Origin of the sequence: Streptomyces sp. PKU-EA00015 (genome assembly GCF_013387495.1) — a bacterium.
In the GTDB taxonomy this organism is placed as follows: Bacteria; Actinomycetota; Actinomycetes; order Streptomycetales; family Streptomycetaceae; genus Streptomyces.
Genome location: NZ_JABZEE010000005.1, coordinates 13612 through 35388, shown reverse-complemented (window position 1 = coordinate 35388; position 21777 = coordinate 13612). Strand labels below are relative to the sequence as shown.

The 21777-nt window shown below is 70.9% G+C and carries 15 protein-coding genes and 2 pseudogenes; 9 read left to right on the top strand and 8 right to left on the bottom strand.

The genetic code is table 11. The features are described from left to right. The first annotated feature begins 42 nt into the window (after positions 1–42). Positions 43–1143 carry an NAD(P)-binding domain-containing protein gene (locus tag HW130_RS05045; RefSeq protein ID WP_177148186.1) on the top strand — a complete coding sequence of 367 codons (1101 nt, stop codon included), beginning with the start codon at positions 43–45 and terminating at the stop codon, positions 1141–1143. A gap of 58 nt (positions 1144–1201) precedes the next feature. Here the strand turns inward: HW130_RS05045 and mltG are convergent, their stop codons facing one another. From mltG to HW130_RS05030, 3 genes are all read right to left on the bottom strand, one after another. Next, positions 1202–2059 (bottom strand): endolytic transglycosylase MltG, encoded by an 858-nt coding sequence (mltG, locus tag HW130_RS05040; protein WP_177148185.1) that lies wholly within the window; start codon positions 2057–2059, stop codon positions 1202–1204. A gap of 176 nt (positions 2060–2235) precedes the next feature. Next, positions 2236–2829: a hypothetical protein gene (locus HW130_RS05035; protein ID WP_177148184.1), complete on the bottom strand. Its 594-nt coding sequence runs from the start codon at positions 2827–2829 to the stop codon at positions 2236–2238. 121 nt (positions 2830–2950) lie between these two features. Continuing rightward, positions 2951–4777: an ABC transporter ATP-binding protein gene (locus HW130_RS05030; RefSeq protein WP_177148183.1), complete on the bottom strand. Its 1827-nt coding sequence runs from the start codon at positions 4775–4777 to the stop codon at positions 2951–2953. 111 nt (positions 4778–4888) lie between these two features. On the opposite strand from HW130_RS05030, the gene HW130_RS05025 reads away from it, so the two are divergent. Then, entirely contained in the window at positions 4889–5341 is a 453-nt protein-coding gene (locus HW130_RS05025) for a MarR family winged helix-turn-helix transcriptional regulator (RefSeq protein ID WP_177148182.1), read from the top strand. A 151-nt stretch (positions 5342–5492) separates the two neighbouring features. On the opposite strand, the pseudogene HW130_RS05020 reads toward HW130_RS05025, so the two are convergent. Beyond that, positions 5493–5780: pseudogene (locus tag HW130_RS05020) on the bottom strand (peptide-N4-asparagine amidase); the annotation flags it as partial. A gap of 194 nt (positions 5781–5974) precedes the next feature. Between HW130_RS05020 and HW130_RS05015 the strand changes: the two are divergent. Both HW130_RS05015 and HW130_RS05010 read left to right on the top strand, forming a co-directional pair. After that, positions 5975–7777, top strand: a complete 1803-nt coding sequence (locus tag HW130_RS05015) for an ABC transporter ATP-binding protein (RefSeq protein ID WP_177148180.1) — start codon at positions 5975–5977, stop codon at positions 7775–7777. Beyond that, complete coding sequence (locus HW130_RS05010) at positions 7774–9555, top strand: ABC transporter ATP-binding protein (RefSeq protein ID WP_177148179.1); 1782 nt, start codon at positions 7774–7776, stop codon at positions 9553–9555. The genes HW130_RS05015 and HW130_RS05010 overlap by 4 nt, the downstream gene beginning before the upstream one ends. 47 nt (positions 9556–9602) lie before the next feature. Here the strand turns inward: HW130_RS05010 and HW130_RS05005 are convergent, their stop codons facing one another. Beyond that, positions 9603–10394, bottom strand: coding sequence for a metal-dependent hydrolase (locus tag HW130_RS05005; RefSeq protein ID WP_177148178.1), 792 nt, complete (start codon positions 10392–10394; stop codon positions 9603–9605). Positions 10395–10454: 60 nt separating this feature from the next. Here HW130_RS05005 and HW130_RS05000 point away from each other — a divergent pair, with 60 nt between their 5' ends. The 4 genes from HW130_RS05000 to HW130_RS04985 all read left to right on the top strand — a co-directional run bounded on the left by HW130_RS05000 (position 10455) and on the right by HW130_RS04985 (position 14594). Beyond that, a complete protein-coding gene (locus HW130_RS05000; protein ID WP_177148177.1) occupies positions 10455–13028 on the top strand; it encodes an RNA helicase in 2574 nt (857 codons plus the stop codon). Positions 13029–13052: 24 nt separating this feature from the next. Further along, positions 13053–13916: an acyl-CoA thioesterase II gene (locus HW130_RS04995; protein ID WP_177148176.1), complete on the top strand. Its 864-nt coding sequence runs from the start codon at positions 13053–13055 to the stop codon at positions 13914–13916. A 307-nt stretch (positions 13917–14223) separates the two neighbouring features. Continuing rightward, a complete protein-coding gene (locus HW130_RS04990; protein ID WP_177148155.1) occupies positions 14224–14460 on the top strand; it encodes a hypothetical protein in 237 nt (78 codons plus the stop codon). Continuing rightward, on the top strand, positions 14457–14594 hold the full coding sequence (locus HW130_RS04985; RefSeq protein ID WP_309140328.1) for a hypothetical protein: 138 nt from the start codon (positions 14457–14459) through the stop codon (positions 14592–14594). Before HW130_RS04990 ends, HW130_RS04985 begins: the two co-directional genes overlap by 4 nt. Positions 14595–14788: 194 nt before the next feature. Here the strand turns inward: HW130_RS04985 and HW130_RS04980 are convergent, their stop codons facing one another. The 3 genes from HW130_RS04980 to HW130_RS04970 all read right to left on the bottom strand — a co-directional run bounded on the left by HW130_RS04980 (position 14789) and on the right by HW130_RS04970 (position 20277). Continuing rightward, a complete protein-coding gene (locus HW130_RS04980) occupies positions 14789–17686 on the bottom strand; it encodes an AAA family ATPase (protein WP_309140327.1) in 2898 nt (965 codons plus the stop codon). A gap of 189 nt (positions 17687–17875) precedes the next feature. Beyond that, positions 17876–19219, bottom strand: a complete 1344-nt coding sequence (locus HW130_RS04975) for a cytochrome P450 (protein ID WP_256355870.1) — start codon at positions 19217–19219, stop codon at positions 17876–17878. Positions 19220–19242: 23 nt separating this feature from the next. Then, the gene (locus tag HW130_RS04970) at positions 19243–20277 is read right to left on the bottom strand and encodes a lyase (RefSeq protein WP_177148174.1); all 1035 of its coding nucleotides are present in this window, start codon (positions 20275–20277) and stop codon (positions 19243–19245) included. Positions 20278–21253: 976 nt separating this feature from the next. On the opposite strand from HW130_RS04970, the pseudogene HW130_RS36950 reads away from it, so the two are divergent. After that, positions 21254–21760 (top strand): annotated as a pseudogene (locus HW130_RS36950) (LysR family transcriptional regulator); the annotation flags it as partial. Positions 21761–21777: the final 17 nt, after the last annotated feature.

Here is a 21777-nt window from a genome sequence, read left to right as displayed (position 1 = left end):
GCCTCGGGGAAGATCCCGGGCCCGCTCTCGGTTGGTAGAACCGTGAACAACTCTGGGGCACAGGACGTGGACGTGGTCGTCATCGGCGCCGGGCAGGCGGGGCTCTCCGCCGCCTATCACCTGCGGCGCGCCGGCCTGGTGCCCGACCGGGGCTTCGTGGTCCTGGACCACGCGCCGCGCCCGGGAGGCGCCTGGCAGTTCCGCTGGCCCTCGCTCACCTACGGCAAGGTGCACGGCATGCACAGCCTGCCCGGTATGGAACTGACCGGTGCCGACGGCGACCGGCCGTCCTCCGAGGTGATCGGCGCGTACTTCACGGCGTACGAGGAACGCTTCGGCCTGCGGGTCCACCGCCCCGTGGAGGTCCGCGCGGTACGCGAGGCGGACGGCGGACGGCTGGCGGTCGAGACCTCCGAGGGAGTGTGGCCGGCACGCGCGCTGATCAATGCGACCGGCACCTGGGACCGGCCGTTCTGGCCCCGCTACCCCGGTCAGGAGACGTTCCGGGGGCGTCAGCTGCACACCGCGGACTACCCCGGCCCGGAGGAGTTCGCCGGGCAGCGCGTCGTCGTGGTGGGCGGCGGGGCGTCGGGCACCCAGCACCTGATGGAGATCGCCGAGGTGGCGGCGGAGACCACCTGGGTGACGCGTCGGCCCCCCGTCTTCCGCGAGGGGCCCTTCGACGAGGACGCCGGACGGACCGCCGTCGCCATGGTCGAGGAGCGTGTGCGGCGCGGACTGCCGCCGCTGAGCGTGGTGTCGGTGACCGGGCTGCCGTTGACCGACGCCGTCCGGCACGCCCGAGAGACCGGGGTGCTGGAGCGCGAGCCGATGTTCGACCGGATCACACCGACCGGGGTGGCCTGGGACGACGGCCGGACGGTCGAGGCCGACGTGATCCTGTGGGCGACCGGGTTCCGGGCGGCGATCGACCACCTGGCGCCCTTGCGGCTGCGGGAGCCGGGCGGCGGCATCCGGGTCGAGGGGACCAGGGCCGTACGGGACGAGCGCGTCCATCTCGTCGGCTACGGCCCGTCGGCGTCGACGATCGGGGCCAACCGGGCAGGGCGCGCCGCGGTCCGCGAGATCAAACGCCTCCTGGAGCGCGAACCGGAGCCGGAGCGCGAACCGGCGCTGGTATGAGGCGCGGTTGTCCCGCGGCGGCGGCCTGGAGCGGGACGCGCCGGGAGCGGGCCGCCCGTCAGCCCGCGTCCCTGGCCTCGGCGCGGCGCGCGTTGAACTCCCCCACATTCCGCTGGTGTTCCTCGTAGTCACCGGTGAAGCGGGTGTCACCGGGTTCGACGGTGACGAAGTACAGCCAGTCGCCCGCGGGCGGCTCGACGGCCGCGCGCATCGCCTCCTCGCCCGGGTTGTCGATGGGCGTCGGCGGCAGGCCGGTGCGGCCGTACGTGTTGTAGGGGCTGTCGAGCCGAGTGTCCGCGGTGGTCGTGTCGACGGTGCTGCGATCAAGGGCGTAGTTGAGGGTGGAGTCCATCTGGAGCGGCATCCCCTTGGCGAGCCGGTTGTGGATGACGCGGGCCACCTTGCCCATGTCGGACGCCGTGTCCGCCTCGGCCTGCACGATGCTGGCGACGTTGACCGCCTCGTAGGGGCTGAGCCCTTCCCTGCGGGCGCTCGCGACGACGGCCCTGGCCCCGAACCGCTGGTGCGCCGTGTTGACCATGAAGCTGAGCAGGCTCGCCGGGGTGGTTTTCTCGTCGACGGGATAGGTGGCCGGGAAGAGGTACCCCTCGGGGTTGCCCCGGGCCTCCGGCGGCAACTTCAGCCGGGCCGAGCGGATCGCGGTCCGCGTGGTGCCGGGTGGCCGCTTCAGGGCCTTGTCGACGGCGGCGTACACCTGGCCCGCGCGCCATCCTTCGGGGATCACCAGCGAAACAGGGGCTGGGCGGGGCCGCTCGCTCTTCTCCTCCCTCAGCAGGAAGGGCACCAGGACGGCGGCCGCCGCCACCGCGGCCGTGCCGAGGAGCAGGACCAGACGGCCGCGGCGGGTGAGGCGGTACCGGCGCCCGCGCCGGGCCGACGAGCGCTCGTTCGTCATACGGGCACGCTAACGCGGCCGCCCCGTTCGCCCCGGTACCTCCCGCATGGCGACACGAAGGACGCGCCTGCTCGTCGGAGCCGTCCACGTCGTGCGCCGGCTCGTCCCGCACTCGCCCGCGGCGCCGCCGCTCAGCCGTCCCCGGGGAGCGGCGTCGCCGTCGCGTACAGCTCTGTTCAGGGTGCGAACGGCGGCAGCGCGGCGAACTCCGGTACCGCCTGCACCCCTTCCGCGAGGCCGGCGAGTCCGCGTCGGACCCGGCTCAGCGGGTGGTCGGGGAACTGGGCGTCCCATTGGGCGTGGTCGGCCGCGTGGAAGGGCAGACCGCCCTGCACCTCGGGTGCATAGGGGTGCGGACGGAAGTAGTCGGTGGGGCCGACCTGGGCCATGACCATCGCCTCGCGCATCCCGGTCGTCCCCCGCTCGGGCGCCTGGATCTTCACGACGGTGCTGCAGGTGGCTCGGGGCACGGTGAAGCTGCCGATGAACACCTGACCGTTCGGCTGCCCCGGCAGCGGCAGCTTGAGTATCTGGCGCAGTGCGGGCAGGGAACCGAGCGACTTGACCGACGCCTCGATCAGGCCGCCGCCGGCCTCGGCGGTGTACCGCGTGAGCGCGGCGCGCAGCGTGGGGCCGTCGTCGAGGGACGCGGGCAGGTCCGGCGGCAGCCCGAAGAAGTGCAGCGACAGGATGTCGCCTTCGTCGTTGGCCCATACGTCGTGGTCGACGGGACGGAATCCCGGCAGGTCGACACCCAGGAGTGCTCTCATGGCCGGCGATCATGCCGCATGGGGCGCCTCGGCGGGCCCGCGGGGTGCCGCACACGAGCCGCGAGCGGCCGAGGGCGGCCGGGAGCCGACATGTCGTCAGGAGGCCCTGGGGCGCGGCCCGTCAGGTGACGTCGGCGGTCACGGCCGCCTCGGGCCGCAGCTCCGCGTCCCTGCGCACCAGTGCGGCGTAGCGGCCGTCCCGGTCGAGGAGCTCCTGGTGCGTGCCGCGCTCGGCGATGCGTCCGGATTCCAGCACGACGATCTGGTCGGCGTCCCGGACGGTCGACAGCCGGTGGGCGATGGTGATGGTGGTGCGTCCGGCGGACAGGGAGTCGATGGCCTGCTGCACGGCGTGCTCGGTGCGGGTGTCGAGGGCGCTGGTCGCCTCGTCGAGGATCAGCACGGGCGGGTCGCGCAGGATGGTGCGGGCGATGGCGAGCCGCTGCTTCTCACCGCCCGAGAAGCGGTATCCGCGCTCTCCGACCAGGGTGTCGTAGCCGTCGGGCAGCGACGCGATGTGGTCGTGGATCTGCGCGGCGCGGGCCGCGGCCTCGATCTCCTCGTCGGTGGCGTCGGGCTTGGCGAAGCGCAGGTTGTCGGCGACGGAGGCGTGGAAGAGGTACGTCTCCTGGGAGACGACGCCGACGGCCTGCGCGAGGGTGTCGAAGCCGAGGTCCCTGACGTCGACGCCGTCGATCGTGACACGGCCGCCCGTGACGTCGTAGAGCCGGGGCACCAGGTAGCTGAGCGTGGACTTGCCGGAGCCGGTGGGGCCCACGACGGCCAGGGAGCCGCCGGCCGGCACGGCGAGGTCGATCCGGTCGAGTGTCGGCTGCTTCTGCGCGGGGTCGTACGCGAAGTCGACCGCCTCGAAGCGCACGTCGCCGCTGATCTTGTCGAGCCGCACGGGCTTCGCGGGCTCGGTGATGTCGACGGACAGATCGAGGTATTCGAAGATCCGCTGGAAGAGCGCGAGCGACGTCTGCATCTGCACACCGGTGGACAGCAGGCTGACGGCCGGGCGGAACAGGCCCTGCTGGAGCGAGACGAAGGCGACGAGCGTGCCGATGGAGATGGCCGGTCCGCCCGTCCTGAGCGCGAGACCGGCCGCCCAGTAGATGAGGGCGGGCATGGCCGCCATGACGATGCCTATCGTCGACATCCGCCAGCGGCCCGCCATGCTGGAGCGCACTTCGAGGTCGACGAGCCGCTCGGACTCGTCCGCGAAGGACCGGGTCAGCGAGTCGGCCCGGCCCATGGTGCGGCCGAGGAGGATGCCGCTGACCGACAGGGACTCGGTGACCGTGGCAGCCATCGCCGCCATCTGCTTCTGCCGCTGTGTGGTGATCTTCTTGCGCTCACGGCCGACGCGGCGGCTGATCCAGACGAACAGCGGCAGCAGGAGCAGCGAGACGACGGTGAGCCGCCAGTCCAGGGCGAGCATCGCGACGACGGTGGCGACCACGGCCGTGAGGTTGGAGACCAGGGAGGTGGCGGTGGAGGTGACGGTCGCCTGCATGCCGCCGATGTCGTTGGCGATGCGGGACTGGACCTCGCCCGTGCGCGTCCTGGTGAAGAACGCGAGCGGCATGCGCTGGAGCTGTGCGTAGACCCCGGTGCGCAGGTCGTGCATGACGCGCTGGCCGACGGTGGTCGAGATGAGGGTCTGCAGCACTCCGAAGACGCTGGTCATCACCGCGGTGGCGATCATGCCGAGTGCCAGCAGACTGAGCAGCCCGGTGCGGCCCTGCGGGATCGCGGTGTCCAGGATCTCGCGGAGCAGGAACGGCGACGCGACGGAGACCAGCGAGGACGCACCGACGAGGAGGCCGACGACGGCGAGCCTGCCGCGGTAGGGCCGGAAGAGGCGGAGGATGCGGCGGACGTCCGCGGGCGGCTGGTCGGGGTCCTTGGACGGCGGGGTCCAGGTCAGGTGCTCGGGGCGCAACGGGCTCCTTCCGGTGGGCGGACGGACGGGGTCGTCCGGCGGACGACGTCCGAGAGCCTAGCTCACTGTTACCTGTATTCACAATGAACAACATCCTGCTAGTGTTCCCGCATGAGCACCCCTGACGCCGACGGCCTCCTCGCCGAGCAGCTGCTGCGGCTGACCCGCCGCCTCCACCGCAGCCAGAAGCGCCAGCTGGAGTCCGCCGACATCGCCATCACTCCGGCGCAGTCTCGCCTGCTGCGGACGGTCGCGCACTACGACCGGCCGCCGCGCATGGCCGATCTCGCGGAGCGCCTGGAAGTGGTGCCGCGTGCCGTGACCAGCCTCGTCGACGGTCTGGAGGCGGGCGGCTGCGTGCGGCGCGTCCCCGACCCGGCCAACCGCAGGGTGACCCGCATCGAGCTCACGGACACCGGCCGCGCCGCGCTCCGGACCCTGCGCGACGCGCGCCGCGCCGCGGCGGAGGACGTCCTCGCACCGCTCACCACCGAGCAGCGAAAGGTACTGGGCGAGCTGCTGTCCACGCTGGTCGACGGATCGGGACCGCGCTGCCGAGAGTGACCGCCGGGCCGGGGCGCCGGCTCCTGGGGAGCGTCGCGTGCCCGTCCGGCCCGCGGCCGGGTGCCCACCCGGCTCCCTGCGCGCCGGCCGGGCACCCTCCCTCCGGGTCACGTCAGCACAGACGCCCGTCCGGCGAGGGCTGCGGGGTCTACGTCCGCAGGATCTCGATCCCGCCGATGGCGAGGTGGCCGAGCCGGTCGTACTGGCGTCCCTTCACGGAGCCTTCGAGCCGCAGCACCACCTTGCTCTGGGGACACCTCCCAGCGGTAGCTGGGGGAGGGTGCCGCAGTCCGCGGGCGGCGCGTAAGGCGCCGCGGTAGGGCGTGAAGTCGCGGAACCGGGCCTGTGCGACGGTTACTTGGCACGATCTGGTGTCGGGTCGCTCCACGGGCGGGGCGGCCCTGACGGGATCGTGCCAGTCGCTGCCGAACTCCGCGGGCGGTCTTCATGGGTCAGGAGTGAAGCGTGCGGGCTGTGCCGCGCCGGACCCCCGCTGATGGATATTGGCGCGTTCTGTGCCGCCGTGCGCAGAAAATCAATTGCTCGCGGGGGCGGTGAACCGCGAACCTTGCACGGTTTGAACCACCCTTGCTCCCTCCCCTTTCTCCCCTCTTCGACGAGTCCTGGGACGTCATGCAGATTCGCGATCTTCCGTATCCCGATCCAGGAGTACCCGACGTCCGCTCCGGCACCCGCTTCCTCCTCTGGCTCGGCCTGGGCCAGCTGGGCGGACAGGTCAAGTCCCTGTGCTGGGGCCTGCTGCACTTCCTGTCCGTGATGGCGCTGCCGTACGGCGTCGGTCTCGCCGTCCAGGCCGTGGTGGAGCGCTCCGGGTCCGGGCTCGCCGAAGCAGGCGGCCTGATGGCGCTCGCGACGGCCGGTATCGCCTTCGGCGACACGATGCTGCACCGTACGGCCGTCACCAACTGGATCACGGCCGCCGCCCGCACCCAGCAGCTACTGGCCCGCAGGACCGCGCAGTTGGGCTCGGCGCTCACCCGCCGGGTCGCTGCGGGTGAGGTCGTCGCGGTCTCGACGGGCGACGTCGAGAAGATCGGCTGGTTCGTCGAGGCGGTCTCCCGCTTCCTGGCGGCGGCCGTCACGGTCGTGCTCGTCTGCGTCGCCCTGCTGGTCTACCAGCCGGCGCTCGGTGTGCCGGTCGCGATCGGGGTGCCGGTCCTGGCTCTCGGCGTGCTGCCGCTGCTGCCGCGCGCGACCCGGCTCGCGGACATCCAGCGCGAGAAGGCGGGCAAGGCCACCGAACTGGCCTCCGACACGGTCGCGGGACTGCGGGTGCTGCGCGGCATCGGAGGTGAGGAGCTGTTCCTGGCCCGCTACCGCCGTGCGTCCCAGGAGGTGCGCAGGGCGGCGGTGCGCAGTGCCCGGATGTGGTCGCTGATCGCGGCCGTGCAGGTGCTGCTGCCGGGCCTCCTCGCCATCGCCGTCGTCCACCACGGCGTCGGGCTGGTCGGCGACGGCCGCATCGCGGTGGGCGAACTGGTCACCGCGTACAGCGCGGTGATGCTGCTGGCCTATCCCCTGCGGCACTTCGAGGAGATTGCCATGGCGTACTCCTTCTCCCGTCCCTCGGCGCGCCGGGCGGCCCGGGTCCTCTCACTGGAGCGCCCCACGAGCGGCACGGGCACGGACGCGGTGGCGACGGGGGACCTGTACGACCCGTCCACCGGAGTGCACGCGCCCTCCGGCCTGCTGACCGCGGTCGTGTGCGGCGATCCGGACGCGGCCGGCCGGCTGGCCGAACGGCTCGGCGGGCACCCCGCGGAACCGGAGGGCCTGCCGTCCGTGCTGCTCGGCGGCGTCGCCCTCGACGACCTGCCCCTGGACGCCGCGCGGGCGGCCGTCCTCGTCCAGGACAAGGACCCGGTCCTGCTGTCCGGGACGCTGACCGAGCTGCTCGACGTGCCGGCGTCCGGTGCGGTGCCGGCGGCGGACGCGCTCGCGGCCGCCGAGTGCGGGGACGTGCTCGGCGCGCTCGCGCAGGCGTCGCTCGACGGGGACCCCATGGAGGCGCCGATCACCGAGCGCGGTCGCTCCCTTTCCGGAGGCCAGCGCCAGCGCCTGGCGCTGGCGCGCTCGCTGGTGACCGACCCCGAGGTGCTGGTGCTCGACGAACCGACGTCGGCCGTCGACTCGCACACGGAGGCGCGGATCGCCGAGGGAGTGCGGTCGCTGCGCTCCGGACGTACGACGGTCGTCTTCACGTCCTCGCCACTGCTGCTGGACCGCGCCGACCGGGTCGTCCTGGTCCACGACGGCGAGGCGGCGGCGGTGGGCCCGCACCGCGAACTGCTGCACAAGGAACCGCGATACCGCGCGGTCGTCACCCGCGAGACCGACCAGGAGCAGCTCTCCTCGGTCCACGCGTCGGGCGACGGCGCCCTCAGGACCGGGCTCGACATCGAGGAGACAGCATGATCGGCGTGGCGCCACCGGACTACGACCCGGCGGCTCCCCGGACGGCGACGACCCTGCCGGTGGGGTCTCCCGCGACGGTACGGGCGTACGTGGCCGGGCTGCTGCGCCGCCACCGCCGGGCCTTCGGGCTCCTCGTGCTCGTCAACACCGTGGCCGTCGTGGCCTCGATGGCCGGCCCGTGGCTGCTCGGCTCGCTCGTGGAGCGGGCGGCGGACGGGGCGCGCGAGCTCCATCTGGAGCGGACGGTCGCGCTGTTCGCGGTGGCGCTGGTGATCCAGGCCGCGTTCGTGCGCCTGGTACGGCTGCGGGGCGCGATGCTCGGCGAACGGATGCTGGCGGACCTGCGCGAGGACTTCCTCGTGCGGTCGGTCGGGCTCCCGCCCGGCGTGCTGGAGCGAGCCGGGACGGGCGACCTGCTGTCCCGTATCACCACGGACATCGACCGGCTGGCGAACGCGATGCGCGAGGCGGTCCCGCAGCTGACGATCGGTGTGCTCTGGATCGTGCTGCTGCTCGGCGGGCTGACCGTGACCGCGCCGCCGCTGGCGCCCGCGGTGCTCGTGGCGGTGCCGGTGCTGGTGATCGGTTGCCGCTGGTACTTCCGGCGGGCCCCCTCCGCCTACCGCTCGGAGGCCGCGGGTTACGCGGCCGTCGCCGCCGTGCTGGCCGAGACCGTCGACGCGGGCCGCACCGTGGAGTCGCACCGCCTCGGGGCACGCCGGGTGGCGCTCTCCGACCGGCGGATCAAGGAGTGGACGGCGTGGGAGCGGTACACCCTCTACCTGCGCTCGGTGCTCTTCCCCGTCCTCAACGTCACGCACGCGACCGTGCTCGGCTCCGTGCTCATGATCGGCGGCGTGTTCGTCCTCCAGGGCTGGATCGGCATCGGACAGCTGACCACGGGTGCGCTGATCGCCCAGATGATGGTCGACCCGGTGAACCTGATCCTGCGGTGGTACGACGAGCTCCAGGTCGCCCAGGTGTCGCTGGGACGGCTCGTCGGCGTGCGGGAGATCGAGCCGGACGCGGGCGACGGGGCGGTGCGTCCGCAGGGGCGCGACGTGCGCGCGGACCGGGTCCACTTCGGGTACCGGGAGGGCGTCGACGTGCTGCACCGTGTCTCGATGGACGTGGCGCCCGGCACCCGGCTGGCGCTCGTCGGCCCCTCGGGCGCGGGCAAGTCGACGCTGGGCCGGCTGCTCGCGGGCATCTACGCCCCGCGCACCGGCCGGGTCACGCTGGGCGCGGCCGAGCTGTCCCGGATGCCGGCGGAACGGGTGCGCGAGCATGTGGCGCTGGTCAACCAGGAGCACCACGTCTTCGTGGGCTCGCTCCGGGACAACCTGCTCCTCGCCCGTACGTCCGCGGAGGACGCCGAGCTGTGGGCGGCGCTCGGGGCGGTCGACGCGGACGGGTGGGCACGGGCGCTGTCCGAGGGTCTGGACACCGAGGTCGGATCCGGCGGTGTCACGCTCACCCCGGCCCAGGCCCAGCAGATCGCACTGGCCCGCCTGGTGCTGGCGGACCCGCACACGCTGGTCCTGGACGAGGCGACGTCGCTGCTGGACCCGAGGGCGGCGCGCCACCTGGAGCGCTCGCTGTCGCGGGTGCTCGAGGGCCGCACGGTGGTGGCGATCGCGCACCGGCTGCACACGGCGCACGACGCGGACGTGATCGCGGTGGTGGAGAACGGCCGGATCAGCGAGCTGGGCAGCCATGACGAGCTGGTGTCGGCGGAGGGGGCGTACGCGGCGCTCTGGCGCTCCTGGCACGGGTGACGCCCCTGCGGCGGGGCCGGGCCCGGCCCCGGTGCCGGGAGAGGCGCTCAGATCATGTTCAGCGCCGCCGCCCCGCCCACGCCCCCCAGCAGCATGAACGCCGGCATCAGCACCTTCAGCTCCACCCAGCTGCCCGCCCGGAACCGCATGCCCTTGGGCGGGCCCACCGGGTACCACCGCTTGCCGGACACCGGGATCGGCCACAGGATCGGGCAGCCGGAGACCGTCAGCGCGTCGCCGATGTCGTGGACGAGGGCGCCGAGCACGATCGGCAGGCCGAGCCACAGGTACTCCTGACCGGGCGCGGTGAACAGCCAGTCCGCCCCGTTGCCCGGCTTGTCCAGCACGCCCGCGAGGATCCACGCGCTCGTCGCGCCCAGCAGCCACACCAGGACGTCGCTGGAGACGCGGGCGGCCCGCCACAGCAGGCCCTCGACCGCGAGCACCATGTGCACGAACAGGATCCCGAGCACGGCCCACCGGCCGCCCATGATCGCCAGGACCGAGGCGCCGCCGCCGATCAGCACCGCCCACAGCCAGGTGTGCGTCAGGGTCCGGTGGCCGCCGGTCCTGCGCTTGTCCCCCGGCTTCTTCGTCGCTTTGTAGACCGCGTACGAGAGCTTGTCGACGATCTCGCACAGCCCGCGCGAGACCGGACCGAAGGCGCGCGAGATCGTCGCCGCCTTGTGGTCGAGGTCCGGGGCGAGCGCCGCGCCCGCGCAGATCAGCGCTCCGACGACGAGCACGGGCCACGGCATCGGGTGGCCGGCGGCGGCCGTCGCCGCTCCCACCCCCAGCCAGGCAGCCGCCCCGGACAGAGAGTGCGCCGGTCCCATCATGTGTGTGCCCGCCCCATTGCCGTTGTGCCGAACCCCAGTTGACAGGGCAGCGTATCGTTCGTGATCTTCGCTGCGGCGGCCGGTTCCCTCATCCGGGCGGAAGCCAGGCAAGATGGGGGCGTGACCCTTATCGATCAGCTGCCGCCCGACGCCGACCCCGATGCCCTCTTCGACGCCTTCTCCTCCTGGACCCAGGAGCGGGGCATCACGCTGTACCCGGCTCAGGAGGAGGCCCTGATCGAGGTGGTCTCGGGGGCGAACGTGATCCTGTCCACCCCCACGGGTTCCGGGAAGAGCCTGGTCGCGGCGGGTGCGCACTTCACGGCGCTGGCCAACGACCAGGTCACCTTCTACACGGCGCCGATCAAGGCGCTGGTGTCGGAGAAGTTCTTCGACCTGTGCAAGCTGTTCGGCACGGAGAACGTCGGCATGCTGACGGGCGACGCCTCGGTCAACGCCGACGCCCCCGTGATCTGCTGCACCGCCGAGGTGCTCGCGTCGATCGCGCTGCGTGACGGCAAGGACGCCGACATCGGCCAGGTCGTGATGGACGAGTTCCATTTCTACGCGGAGCCGGACCGCGGCTGGGCCTGGCAGATCCCGCTGCTGGAACTGCCGCAGGCGCAGTTCGTCCTGATGTCGGCGACGCTCGGCGACGTGTCGATGTTCGAGAAGGACCTCACGCGCCGCACGGGACGCCCCACGTCCGTCGTCCGATCCGCGACGCGCCCGGTCCCGCTCTCGTACGAGTACCGGCTGACGCCGATCACCGAGACGCTGACCGAGCTCCTGGAGACCAAGCAGGCGCCGGTCTACATCGTCCACTTCACCCAGGCGCAGGCCGTCGAGCGGGCGCAGTCGCTGATGAGCATCAACATGTGCTCGCGCGAGGAGAAGGACAAGATCGCCGAGCTGATCGGCAATTTCCGCTTCACCACCAAGTTCGGCAGGAACCTGTCCCGTTACGTGCGGCACGGCATCGGTGTGCACCACGCGGGCATGCTGCCCAAGTACCGGCGGCTGGTCGAGAAGCTGGCACAGGCAGGTCTGCTGAAGGTCATCTGCGGCACGGACACGCTGGGCGTCGGCGTCAACGTCCCCATCCGCACGGTGCTGTTCACGGCGCTCACCAAGTACGACGGCAACCGGGTGCGGACGCTGCGGGCGCGCGAGTTCCACCAGATCGCGGGCCGGGCGGGGCGCGCGGGCTTCGACACGGCCGGCTTCGTGGTCGCGCAGGCGCCGGAGCACGTCATCGAGAACGAGAAGGCGCTCGCGAAGGCGGGCGACGACCCCAAGAAGCGCCGCAAGGTGGTGCGCAAGAAGGCCCCGGAGGGCTTCGTCGGCTGGACGGAGAACAGCTTCGAGAAGCTGATCGCCTCCGAGCCCGAGCCGCTGACCTCGCGCTTCCGTGTCACCCACACCATGCTGCTGTCGGTCATCGCCCGGCCGGGCAACGCCTTCGAAGCGATGCGCAAGCTGCTCGAGGACAACCACGAGCCGCGCAGGAACCAGCTGCGGCACATCCGCCGTGCCATCGCGATCTACCGCTCGCTGCTGGACGGCGGGGTCGTCGAGCAACTCGACGAGCCCGACGCCGAGGGCCGCACGATCCGGCTCACCGTCGACCTCCAGCAGGACTTCGCGCTCAACCAGCCGCTGTCGACGTTCGCGCTGGCAGCGTTCGAGCTGCTGGACCCGGAGTCTCCGTCGTACGCGCTCGACATGGTCTCCGTCGTCGAGTCGACGCTCGACGACCCGCGCCAGATCCTGGCCGCCCAGCAGAACAAGGCGCGCGGCGAGGCCGTGGGCGCGATGAAGGCGGACGGCATCGAGTACGAGGAGCGGATGGAGCGGCTCCAGGACATCTCGTACCCCAAGCCGCTCGAAGAGCTGCTCTGGCACGCGTACAACACGTACAAGAAGTCGCACCCGTGGGTCGGCGACCACCCGGTGTCGCCGAAGTCGGTCATCCGTGACATGTACGAACGGGCGCTGTCCTTCACGGAGTTCACGTCCTTCTACGAGCTGGCCCGCACCGAGGGCATCGTGCTGCGCTATCTGGCGAGCGCGTACAAGGCGCTGGACCACACCATCCCGGACGACATCAAGACCGAGGACCTGGAGGATCTGACCGCCTGGCTGGGCGAGATGGTCCGACAGGTGGACTCCAGCCTGCTGGACGAGTGGGAACAGCTGGCGAACCCCGAGGTGGAGACGGCCGAGGAGGCGCAGGAGAAGGCCGACCAGGTCAGGCCGGTCACGGCGAACGCCCGCGCCTTCCGCGTCCTGGTCCGCAACGCCATGTTCCGCCGGGTGGAGCTCGCCGCTCTCGACCAGGTCGGCGAACTGGGCGAGATGGACGCCGAGTCCGGCTGGGACGAGGAGGCGTGGGGCGAGGCGATGGACGCCTACTGGGACGAGTACGACGATCTGGGCACAGGCCCGGACGCCCGCGGCCCGAAGCTCCTCGCCATCGAGGAGGACCCGGCGCACGGTCTGTGGCGTGTGCGCCAGACGTTCGCCGACCCGAACGGCGACCATGACTGGGGCATCAGCGCGGAGGTCGATCTGGCGGCCTCCGACGAGGAGGGCCGGGCGGTCGTGCGCCTCACCTCCGTCGGCCAGCTCTGAACCGCATCGAGAGGACGACCCGTCATGACGAATCCGGCCGAGCGGCTGGTCGATCTGCTCGACCTGGAGCAGATCGAGGTCAACATCTTCCGTGGACGCAGCCCCGAGGAGTCGCTGCAACGCGTCTTCGGCGGACAGGTCGCGGGCCAGGCGCTGGTCGCGGCCGGCCGGACGACGGACGGCGAGCGCCCCGTGCACTCGCTGCACGCGTACTTCCTGCGGCCGGGGATCCCGGGTGTGCCGATCGTCTACCAGGTCGAACGGGTCCGGGACGGCCGGTCGTTCACCACGCGCCGCACGACCGCCGTACAGCAGGGGAAGACGATCTTCAACCTGACGGCGTCCTTCCACCGCCCGGAGCAGGGCGGCATCGAGCACCAGTTGCCGCCCCGGCACGTGCCCGCCCCGGAGACCCTGCCGATGCTCGTGGACGAGATCCGCGACCACCTGGGCCATCTGCCCGAGTCGCTGGAGCGGATGGCCCGGCGGCAGCCGTTCGACATCCGCTACGTCGACCGGCTGCGCTGGACCCGCGAGGAGCTGAAGGACGCGGACCCGCGCAGCGCGGTGTGGATGCGCGCCGTGGGCCCGCTGGGCGACGACCCGCTGGTGCACACGTGCGCGCTGACGTACGCGAGCGACATGACGCTCCTGGACGCGGTGCGCATCCCCGTCGAGCCGCTCTGGGGACCGCGCGGCTTCGACATGGCGTCGCTGGACCACGCGATGTGGTTCCACCGCCCCTTCCGGGCGGACGAGTGGTTCCTGTACGACCAGGAGTCCCCGATCTCGACCGGCGGCCGCGGCCTGGCGCGCGGCCGGATCTACAACCGGGAAGGTCAGCTGCTGGTGTCGGTGGTGCAGGAGGGCCTGTTCCGGCCGGTGTAACCGGTCGGCAGCATGTCCCGGTACTTGGGCCCCTCCTCCTCCGGCAGCAGGGGCGTCACGTCGTGCAGGACGCGGCGTCGTCGGCGTACAGGCTGTCCAGCCGTTCGTCGACGGTGCGCCGCCGGCCGCGAGGGAAGATCGCCGTGCCCTGGCGGCGTCGGCCGCCCGCTCTCCGCCGACGGGAACGCGCCCGATAGGCCGGGGCTATCGGTGGCATTCGGCAATCGCGCGTTGTGACGGCGCTTTCCGTCGGAGAGTCTGGCCGGGTCCGGCAGCGGTGCCGACGTGGTCCAGCGAGGGGGAGGGCATGGCTCAGTCACAGCACCTTCGGCTCAACTTCATCGACGGACAGTGGGTCCCGGCCGAGTCGGGACTGACCAGGGAGAACATCAACCCGGCCGACTTCACCGACGCCGTCGGCGAGTTCGCCGAATCGGGCGGCGTCGACGTGGACCGGGCAGTCGACGCGGCACGGGCCGCGCCGCGTCCCAGTCGCGGGCGTTCGAGGCGGTGGAACACCTCGAGGCGGGGGTGCTGCACGTGAACCGTCCGGGAGTCGGCGCGTACGCGCATCTGCCGCACACCGGCGCGAAGGCGTCCCAGTACGGTCCTCCTGAGTGCTCGCCTCAGGTGTGGGAGTTCTACACCGCGTGGCATTCGGCCTGTATCGGCTACTGAAAGCGCACCACGGCGAAGGGCCCGGCACCCGCGCGGTTTCGGGAGGGGGAAGGGGGCCGGGGACGCCGCAGGGGCCCGCACCGCACCGCGCGAGCGGCACAGAACGGGCCCCGGGCAGCAGACACAGCCACGGCTGCGGGCTGCCGCTCCCGGCTTCGGCGTGGGTCCGGGTGTCCGTCCCGCGCCCCGCCGGATCACATGCCGAGCGCGCGGCCCAGGCCCACTCGGTCGGTTCCCAGTTTGGTGAAGACCGCGGACAGCAGTTTCGATACGGCATGCTCACTCGTGCCGAGCTCGGCGGCGATCGCCGCGTTGTCGAGCCCGACCGCGGCGCGGCGGGCTGCGGCGCTCTCCGCTGTGGAGAGGGTGTCCTGTTCCGTGACCTGGCGGCGACGCGGGCGCAGTCCGGCGGCGGCGAGCTCGGATCGGGCGCGGGTTGCGAGGGCTTCGGCGCCGCAGGCGGTCGCGGCTTCCATGCCGGAGTAGAGCTGGTGGGCGGCGCGCTCCAGGTCGCCGACGGCGTGCAGGGCGGTGCCGTGGTCGATGAGCGCGTGCGCGAGTTCGTACGCGGCGGGGGACTGCTCGAGGTGCTCGACGGCTTCCTGGAGGAGGGCGACCGCCTCGGCCGGGTCGGTGGTCGCCGCCTGGACGCGCAGTGCGTGACCGATGATGCCGGCGGTGCCGAATGCGCGGGCGCGCGCAACGGCCTCTTCCGCGGTGGCACGGGCCTTCTCGGGTTGATGCTTGGCCTGCGCCAGGGCGAGGTCGAGTTGCCAGGGGCTCCACGAGGGGTTGCGTGTGCCCCGGCTGTCGAGGCGTTGGCCGGCTTGGGCGAGCTGCCGCTCGGCCTCGTCATGCATGCCGCGGGCCAGAAGGAGCTTTCCCCAGACGGCTTGGGGGTCGGGGTAGATGACCGAGTTGGGGAAGTCCTTTCCGAAGTCGTAGGCGTCCGCGACGCGCAGGGCCTCGGCGGTGTGTCCGTGGGCGAGCTGGGTCTCGATGAGGGTGCCGACCGCCTGCCACTGCGCGGGGATTCCGTGCCCCACCCGGTCGGCGATCTCAAGTCCCTGGCGTGCGAAGTCCTCTGCTTCGGTGAGCCGTCCGCGCCGGTAGCGGACGTAGCCGAGCAGGGTGTAGGCGAAGGACAGGTGCGCGCCGCGCCATCCTCGTGCTTCGAACTCGGTGATGGCTTCGCTGAACAGTTCTTCGGCCCTGCCCGGCTGATCGCAGTACATGAGGGTGAGAGCAATGACGGCCGGCACCTCGAACCCGAAGTCCTGGTCGGTCCAGCGCAGGCCGCCGTCCAGCGCCCGTTCCGCGTACTGCAGGGCCCTGGCAGAGGGTTCGCCGCGCATCACGCAGTCCCAGCCCCGCAGCCCCAGGATGTGGCGTTCGGCCACGCTGTGGCCGGTGAGGCGCTTGGCGAACTGTGCCAGCAGACGGGAGCGGGCCGGCGAGTCCTGCTCGTCGACGCGGACCGCATTCCATTTGAACTGCTCGGCTTGCATCCGCAGTTTGGTGCGGGCGCTGGAGGCGCGGCGGGCCTCGTCCGCGAGGAGTTCGGTTGCCTGCGCCAACTGGCCGGTGTGGGCGAGTGCTTGGGCGAGCCGGTAGATGACGTCTTCCCGTAGACCCTGTTCGATCTCGGGCTCTTCCAGTGCGGCCCGCAGGTGGTTGACGGTGGTGGCGGGTTCGTGGAGAAGACTGGCTGAGCCGAGTTCGAACAACACCTGGGCTCGGTCCTCCGGATCCGGCGGTTCACGCAGAGCGCGGGCGAGATAGCGGCGGGCGGCGTCAGGGGCTCCTGCGGAGAAGTTTTCGCGGGCGGCCTGGCGCAGCTGCTGCACGACCCAGGGGTCGCCTTCCGGATGCATCTCCAGCATGTGGCGGGCGGCGACCCCGGCGCCGAGGCCGGCGTCGATGACCGCCTTCGCCGCCATTCCGTGCATGGCGACGCGTACACCTGGAGGGATGGACCGGTACACGGCGGTGGCGATCAGCGGGTGGAAGAACTCCACGACCTCGTCGCGTTTCACCGTGGTCAGGACCGTCAGGATGCGCGCGGCGTGCAGTTGGTCGATTGCCTCGTTGATCTGCGCGTCGCCGAGCGCGGCGACGCTGGCCGCGATCCTGGTGGAAATACCGGTGCCCAGCACCGCGGCGGCCCATGCGAGCCGGACGGTGGAGGGGCCAAGCTGTTCGAGCCGTTCAATGAGCCCGCTGCCCTTGACGGCCGAGGCGAGATCACGGAGGTGGGGAATGTTGTCCCGTTGTGGCTTCAGGCCACGCTCGCGGGCCTTCGCGGTGAGCTCGACGACCTCGAACGGGTTTCCACCGGTGATCGTCCAACATTCCCGGCAGAACAGGTCGTCGGCGCCGTCGCCGAGCGCGCTGCGCACTATGCGCGCCACCGCACTCGATGTGAGGGGCTCCAGCTGGTGCGGGCGTGCCCCGTGGCGCGAGGCCAGAGTGTGCAGCACGGTGGCGTCGGGAGGTAGCTCATCCGGCCTGCAGGCCACGACGATCAGCATCCCCAGTTGCTGGGCACGTGTGGCGAAGGCGGTGAGCCACGCGAGGGATTCCGCGTCTGCCCAGTGCGCGTCGTCGAGAATCAGCACGACGGGCGTGGAGCGCACCGACAGTCGGCTGACGACCCAGTCGAGACCGTCGCGCACGCCCTGGGGGTCGGGTGCGATGCCGTCCTGCGGGGCGGTCAGACCGATGGCCGGTGCGACGATGCCGTACCAGTGCCCCAGGATCTCGCGGTGCTCGCCCTCGCTCATGGCGGCTACCGTGGGCTGGATGAGCTGGCGCACCACATGGAACGGCACCTGCTTCTCCTGCTCGCCGCCGCGCGCGGAAAGCACCGTGCAGCCGCGTTCGGTGGCGTGCCGGCGGGCTTCGGCGAGCAGGGTGGTCTTGCCCATTCCGGCTGGTGCTGCGAAGACGAGCACGCCGCCCCGTCGCGCACCCGAGCCGTTGGCCGAGGCTCCGTACAACTCGTCCAACGCATGCTGGATCGCGTGGACTTCGGCTTCCCGTTCGAGAATGGGCTGATGAGCCCACCCCTGCTGCTCCACGACCTGTGTCACCTCTTGCCCCCTCCAGCGCGTGCCGCCGAGTGTACGGTCAGAGAGGTGGGGTGATACTCCTTGCGACCATTTTCAGGGAAATCGGCCACTCATTCGTGGGTGGGCCTGTACCCTCCGCTGACGCAGCCGCGGGCAGGCGGTCGCGAGACCGGCCGACGATCGCCTCGAAGGTGGCAGGACCCCATTCCGTCAGTGTCGTGCGAGGGGAATCATGGCCAGCGCATCCGGCTGCGGGATACCTGCGGGAACTTCGCGCACAGTGGTGCCCGGAGCATGGACCAACCGCCACCGGGCCGCCACGGTCGCCACCGCGATCACGATCTCTGACGCCGCGAAGGAATCCCCGATGCATTTGTGCTGACCTGCCCCGAACGGAATGAACCTGTGAGGGCGTGGCCGGTCCGCCGAGTCGGTGTTCCAACGATCCGGATCAAATGTCCCGGGCTCGTGGTACAGCGCAGGGTCCCGATGGAGCGCGTAGGGGCTGTAGCCCAGCTCGGCTCCGGCCGGGATCGAGGCGCCACCGATCTTCACCGGAACCAGGGCGCGCCTGGTGAACAGCAGCGGCGAATGCAGGCGAAGCGCCTCCTGGAACACATTGTTCGTATACGTGAGACCGGCGACGTCGGCGGGACGGACGGGCCGCGTGCCGATCACTTCGTCGACTTCGGCGTGCAGGCGCCTCTCCACCTCCGGATGACGGGCGAGTTCATGGAAGATCCAGGACAGCACCGTGGCCGACGTTTCCGTCGCGGCGAAGAAGATGGAGATCACTTCGTCCCGCACTTGCTCGTCGCTCATCGTCTCGCCCGTCTCGGCGTCCACGGTGGACAAGAGCAGAGACAGAAAGTCGTCACGGCCCGACTCCTCAAGGCCGTACCGCGCGATCACCTCGTCGATGATCCGGCGCAGTCGTGCGGCGGCCGCGTCGAACCGCCGGTTCATCGTGACCGGTAACCGGTCCAGTGACTTCGGCATGATCGCTCGCCTGAGGATGCCCTCCACGAGGATGGGGAACGAGCGGTGCACTTCCTCGACAGCCGACCGTCCGAGGTTGCCGGAGAAGATCATCGTCGCGACCGAGGACAGCGCGAACCGGCGCATCTCCGTCGTCACCGAGATCTCTTGGCCGGCGGTCCACGACGTGGACATCTCGTCCGCCTGTCGGCACATCACCTCCGCGTAGGCGGTGATGTGATCGCGGTGGAACGCCGGTTGCAGCAGACGGCGCTGCTTGCGGTGGAACTCGCCGTCGGTCAACGGAAGACCGTTGCCGAACAGCGGGCGCAGCCTGTCGAAGACCCTGCCGCGCCCGAAGTTCTTCGCGTCACCGACCAGTACGGTCTGGATCAGTTCCGGGCTGGTGAGGACGTGGACGGGCCAGGTGGCCACGTCGACCCTCACTACGTCGCCGTGCGTCCGCAGCGACTCCAGGAACGCTATCGGCCTGCGCCACAACTGCAGTGCGTGGCCGAGGACGGGAAGACTGCCCGGAGCCACCGCCGCGTCGCGTGGCGGGTTGACGTGCGCCATGGGCGACCTCTCCGTCCTACCGGTCATATCCCCGGGACCAGATCCGGGCGTGTGTACGTGGACTCGAGGCCCGCGACCCACCGTTCATCGTTGTAGCGGGTGCACTCGTACCGCTGCCAGAGGTCCGCGCCGATCATCCAGTCCTGATAGCTCTTCACACAGCGCGCGACCCCGGCACGTACCGAGGGGTCCGTCACCCCGAGCGTGTCCAGCACATCGGGCAGCCCCTGCGCGGCGGCCAGGAAGTCCTCGACGCGGACGCGAGTGCGCTCCTGGACGGCGAGCACGGCCTGTGGCAGTGACCACTCGTTCCACCAGGCAAGGAGGGAGACGAGGTTGTTGTTGTCCCCGCAGGAGAACTCCTTGCGCAGGGAGAAGACGTCGTTGCCCCATGAGATGACGTCCAGCGCACTGCTCACGAGGTCCTGGAACGCGGAGCTGTTGTACACCTCCGGGGGCACTTCCACGCCCAGACCGGCCTCCACCATGTCCATCATCGGCAGCAGTTGGGAACTGTGCCGGCGCATGTGGACGTAGTCTTCGATCGTCGGCTGCTGTGCGGAGTTCCGGTTGACCGCCTCTTGGTCGAGGGAGCGCAGCATGAGGGGGATGTGCCCCCGGTAGCGCTCCCCTGTGCTCGGCGGCATCTCGGCCAGGATGCGGTCGCACAGGTCGACGAATCCGGCCACCAGTGGATGGTGGCGCGGCGCACCGTCGATCTTCCCCGTGGCGAGGTACCCGGTGATCGCATCGGTGACGGGACGCCACGCCTCCAGGCGACCCGCCCGGATGAGGTGGTCGTGCTGGTCATCGAGTACGAACGACCAGGCCATCCACTCGGCAAGCAGCACGACGTGCCGGTAGGGCGCCGCATGACACACCCGCCCGGACAGGTGCCCGAAACCGATGCCGGCGAACTGCTCCGCCGCGTCGGTGATCAGCCCACGGCGAAGTGCCCACGAGGTCGCCTCGTCGTTGGCCTGGCCCGACTGCGGATGTTTGGAGGATTCGAAGGGCAGATGGAAGTCTGGAATGGTGAAGGAGTCGAGAAGGGCCATTAATCCCTCCATAGGGAATCCGGATTCGACACTTCCGCGCTGACGCCCAGGCGATCACACCTCAACTACGGTATGGCCCAACATGTTTCTACGATCACCCTGGTCACAAAATTGGTCGATTTGCGCATCCGTGCGAGAAGATCCGCCACCTCGGGCGATCAATTAACGCGCGGAACCGAGCAGACTGTCAATGTAATCCGGCCATGAAATTCAGTGCGCTTTGGGCAATCGCCAGATGGTTATTCGGGAAGTCATATGCGAATGCCATAATTGAGGCGTCAGAGAGTCCGGCAAATCGCCCACACCCACGCGCGGCGCACGGCACCCGCCGGAGAACCCGCAGATCAGAGGGTGTAAATCGCACTGCTTCAGCACCGGGCGCAGAGGGACGTGTCGACGCGAGGAGACAAGAAGGGCAGGCCGGCCGGGAAGAGACCGCCAGGTGCGCGGGAGCCTGTCGAGCGCCCGCGTCTGTACTCGCACGCCGACGTCTCGCCTTACGCGCCGCCCGGTCTCCATTGTCCCGTCTCCAACGGCTCATCCCCCTGTCGGCTGGGGCCCCTATCGGCTGGGGGCATGTAACCAGCCGCCGCAGCCTGGACGGCCACGCGGACCGTCGCGGCCGGGGGCCTCCCCCGGCTCCTCGATGCGCAAGGACACCGACGCCCTTCCCAGAACGCGACGTCGGCCTTCACCACCATCAGGTCGTGAAGGCCGGCGTCACGCTGGGTCCGTATGCGCCAACGGCGTCAGGACGTTCCCGCAGGGGCCCTTCCATCCGTTCAGGCGTCGACGACCTCCTCGGCGAGGCCGAAGGAGAGCGTCATGCCGGCCCCGCCGACGCCGTTGACGACGGTGACGGACGGCTCGGGGGTCAGCGGTTCGGTCATGTGCGGATCCCCCTGAGGTCGAAGAGCCGGGACGGCCGCCTCGTGTTCGCCGTCCCGCCTTTTCATGGGTAGCACCGGGCCGGGCAATGAGTCAGCCGTCGGTCTCCAACCAGGTGCGCCGGCTGGAGCAGTCCCTGAAGGTCACCCTGATCGACCGTTCGGGCTCGCGGGCGCGGCCGACGGCCGAGGGCGAGGTGCTGGCGGAGTACGGCAAGCGGGTGTTCCTGCTGGCCGAGGAGGCCGTGGCGGCGGTGCAGCAGGTGAGCGGGCTGACGTCGGGGCGGCTGCTGGTCGGCGGTTCGACGACGGTCGGCACGTATCTGCTGCCGACGCTGCTGGCGCGCTTCCGGGAGCGGCATCCGGGCATCGAGTGCGACATCTTCGTGTGCAACAACGAGGCCGTGCTGGAGCGGCTGCTGGCCGGGGACATCGCAGTCGCGGTGGTCGCGGGTGCGCCGACGGCGTCCCAGCTGGTGCCGGAGACGGTGCTCGGTGAGCGTCTGGTGCTCATCGCGGCGCCGGGGCATCCGCCGGCGGCGCGGGACGAGGTGTGCCCGCGCGATCTGGCGGGCTGCCGCTTCCTGTTGCGCGAGCCGGGGTCCCAGACGCG

Bases quoted from the DNA above. Each gene is read 5' to 3' on its own strand.
- HW130_RS04975 (WP_256355870.1), bottom strand. From the start codon at position 19,219: ATGGCGCACGTCAACCCGCCACGCGACGCGGCGGTGGCTCCGGGCAGT.
- mltG (WP_177148185.1), bottom strand. From the start codon at position 2,059: ATGACGAACGAGCGCTCGTCGGCCCGGCGCGGGCGCCGGTACCGCCTC.
- HW130_RS04970 (WP_177148174.1), bottom strand. From the start codon at position 20,277: ATGGCCCTTCTCGACTCCTTCACCATTCCAGACTTCCATCTGCCCTTC.
- HW130_RS05025 (WP_177148182.1), top strand. From the start codon at position 4,889: ATGAGCACCCCTGACGCCGACGGCCTCCTCGCCGAGCAGCTGCTGCGG.
- HW130_RS05015 (WP_177148180.1), top strand. From the start codon at position 5,975: ATGCAGATTCGCGATCTTCCGTATCCCGATCCAGGAGTACCCGACGTC.
- HW130_RS05005 (WP_177148178.1), bottom strand. From the start codon at position 10,394: ATGATGGGACCGGCGCACTCTCTGTCCGGGGCGGCTGCCTGGCTGGGG.
- HW130_RS04990 (WP_177148155.1), top strand. From the start codon at position 14,224: ATGGCTCAGTCACAGCACCTTCGGCTCAACTTCATCGACGGACAGTGG.
- HW130_RS05035 (WP_177148184.1), bottom strand. From the start codon at position 2,829: ATGAGAGCACTCCTGGGTGTCGACCTGCCGGGATTCCGTCCCGTCGAC.
- HW130_RS04995 (WP_177148176.1), top strand. From the start codon at position 13,053: ATGACGAATCCGGCCGAGCGGCTGGTCGATCTGCTCGACCTGGAGCAG.
- HW130_RS05010 (WP_177148179.1), top strand. From the start codon at position 7,774: ATGATCGGCGTGGCGCCACCGGACTACGACCCGGCGGCTCCCCGGACG.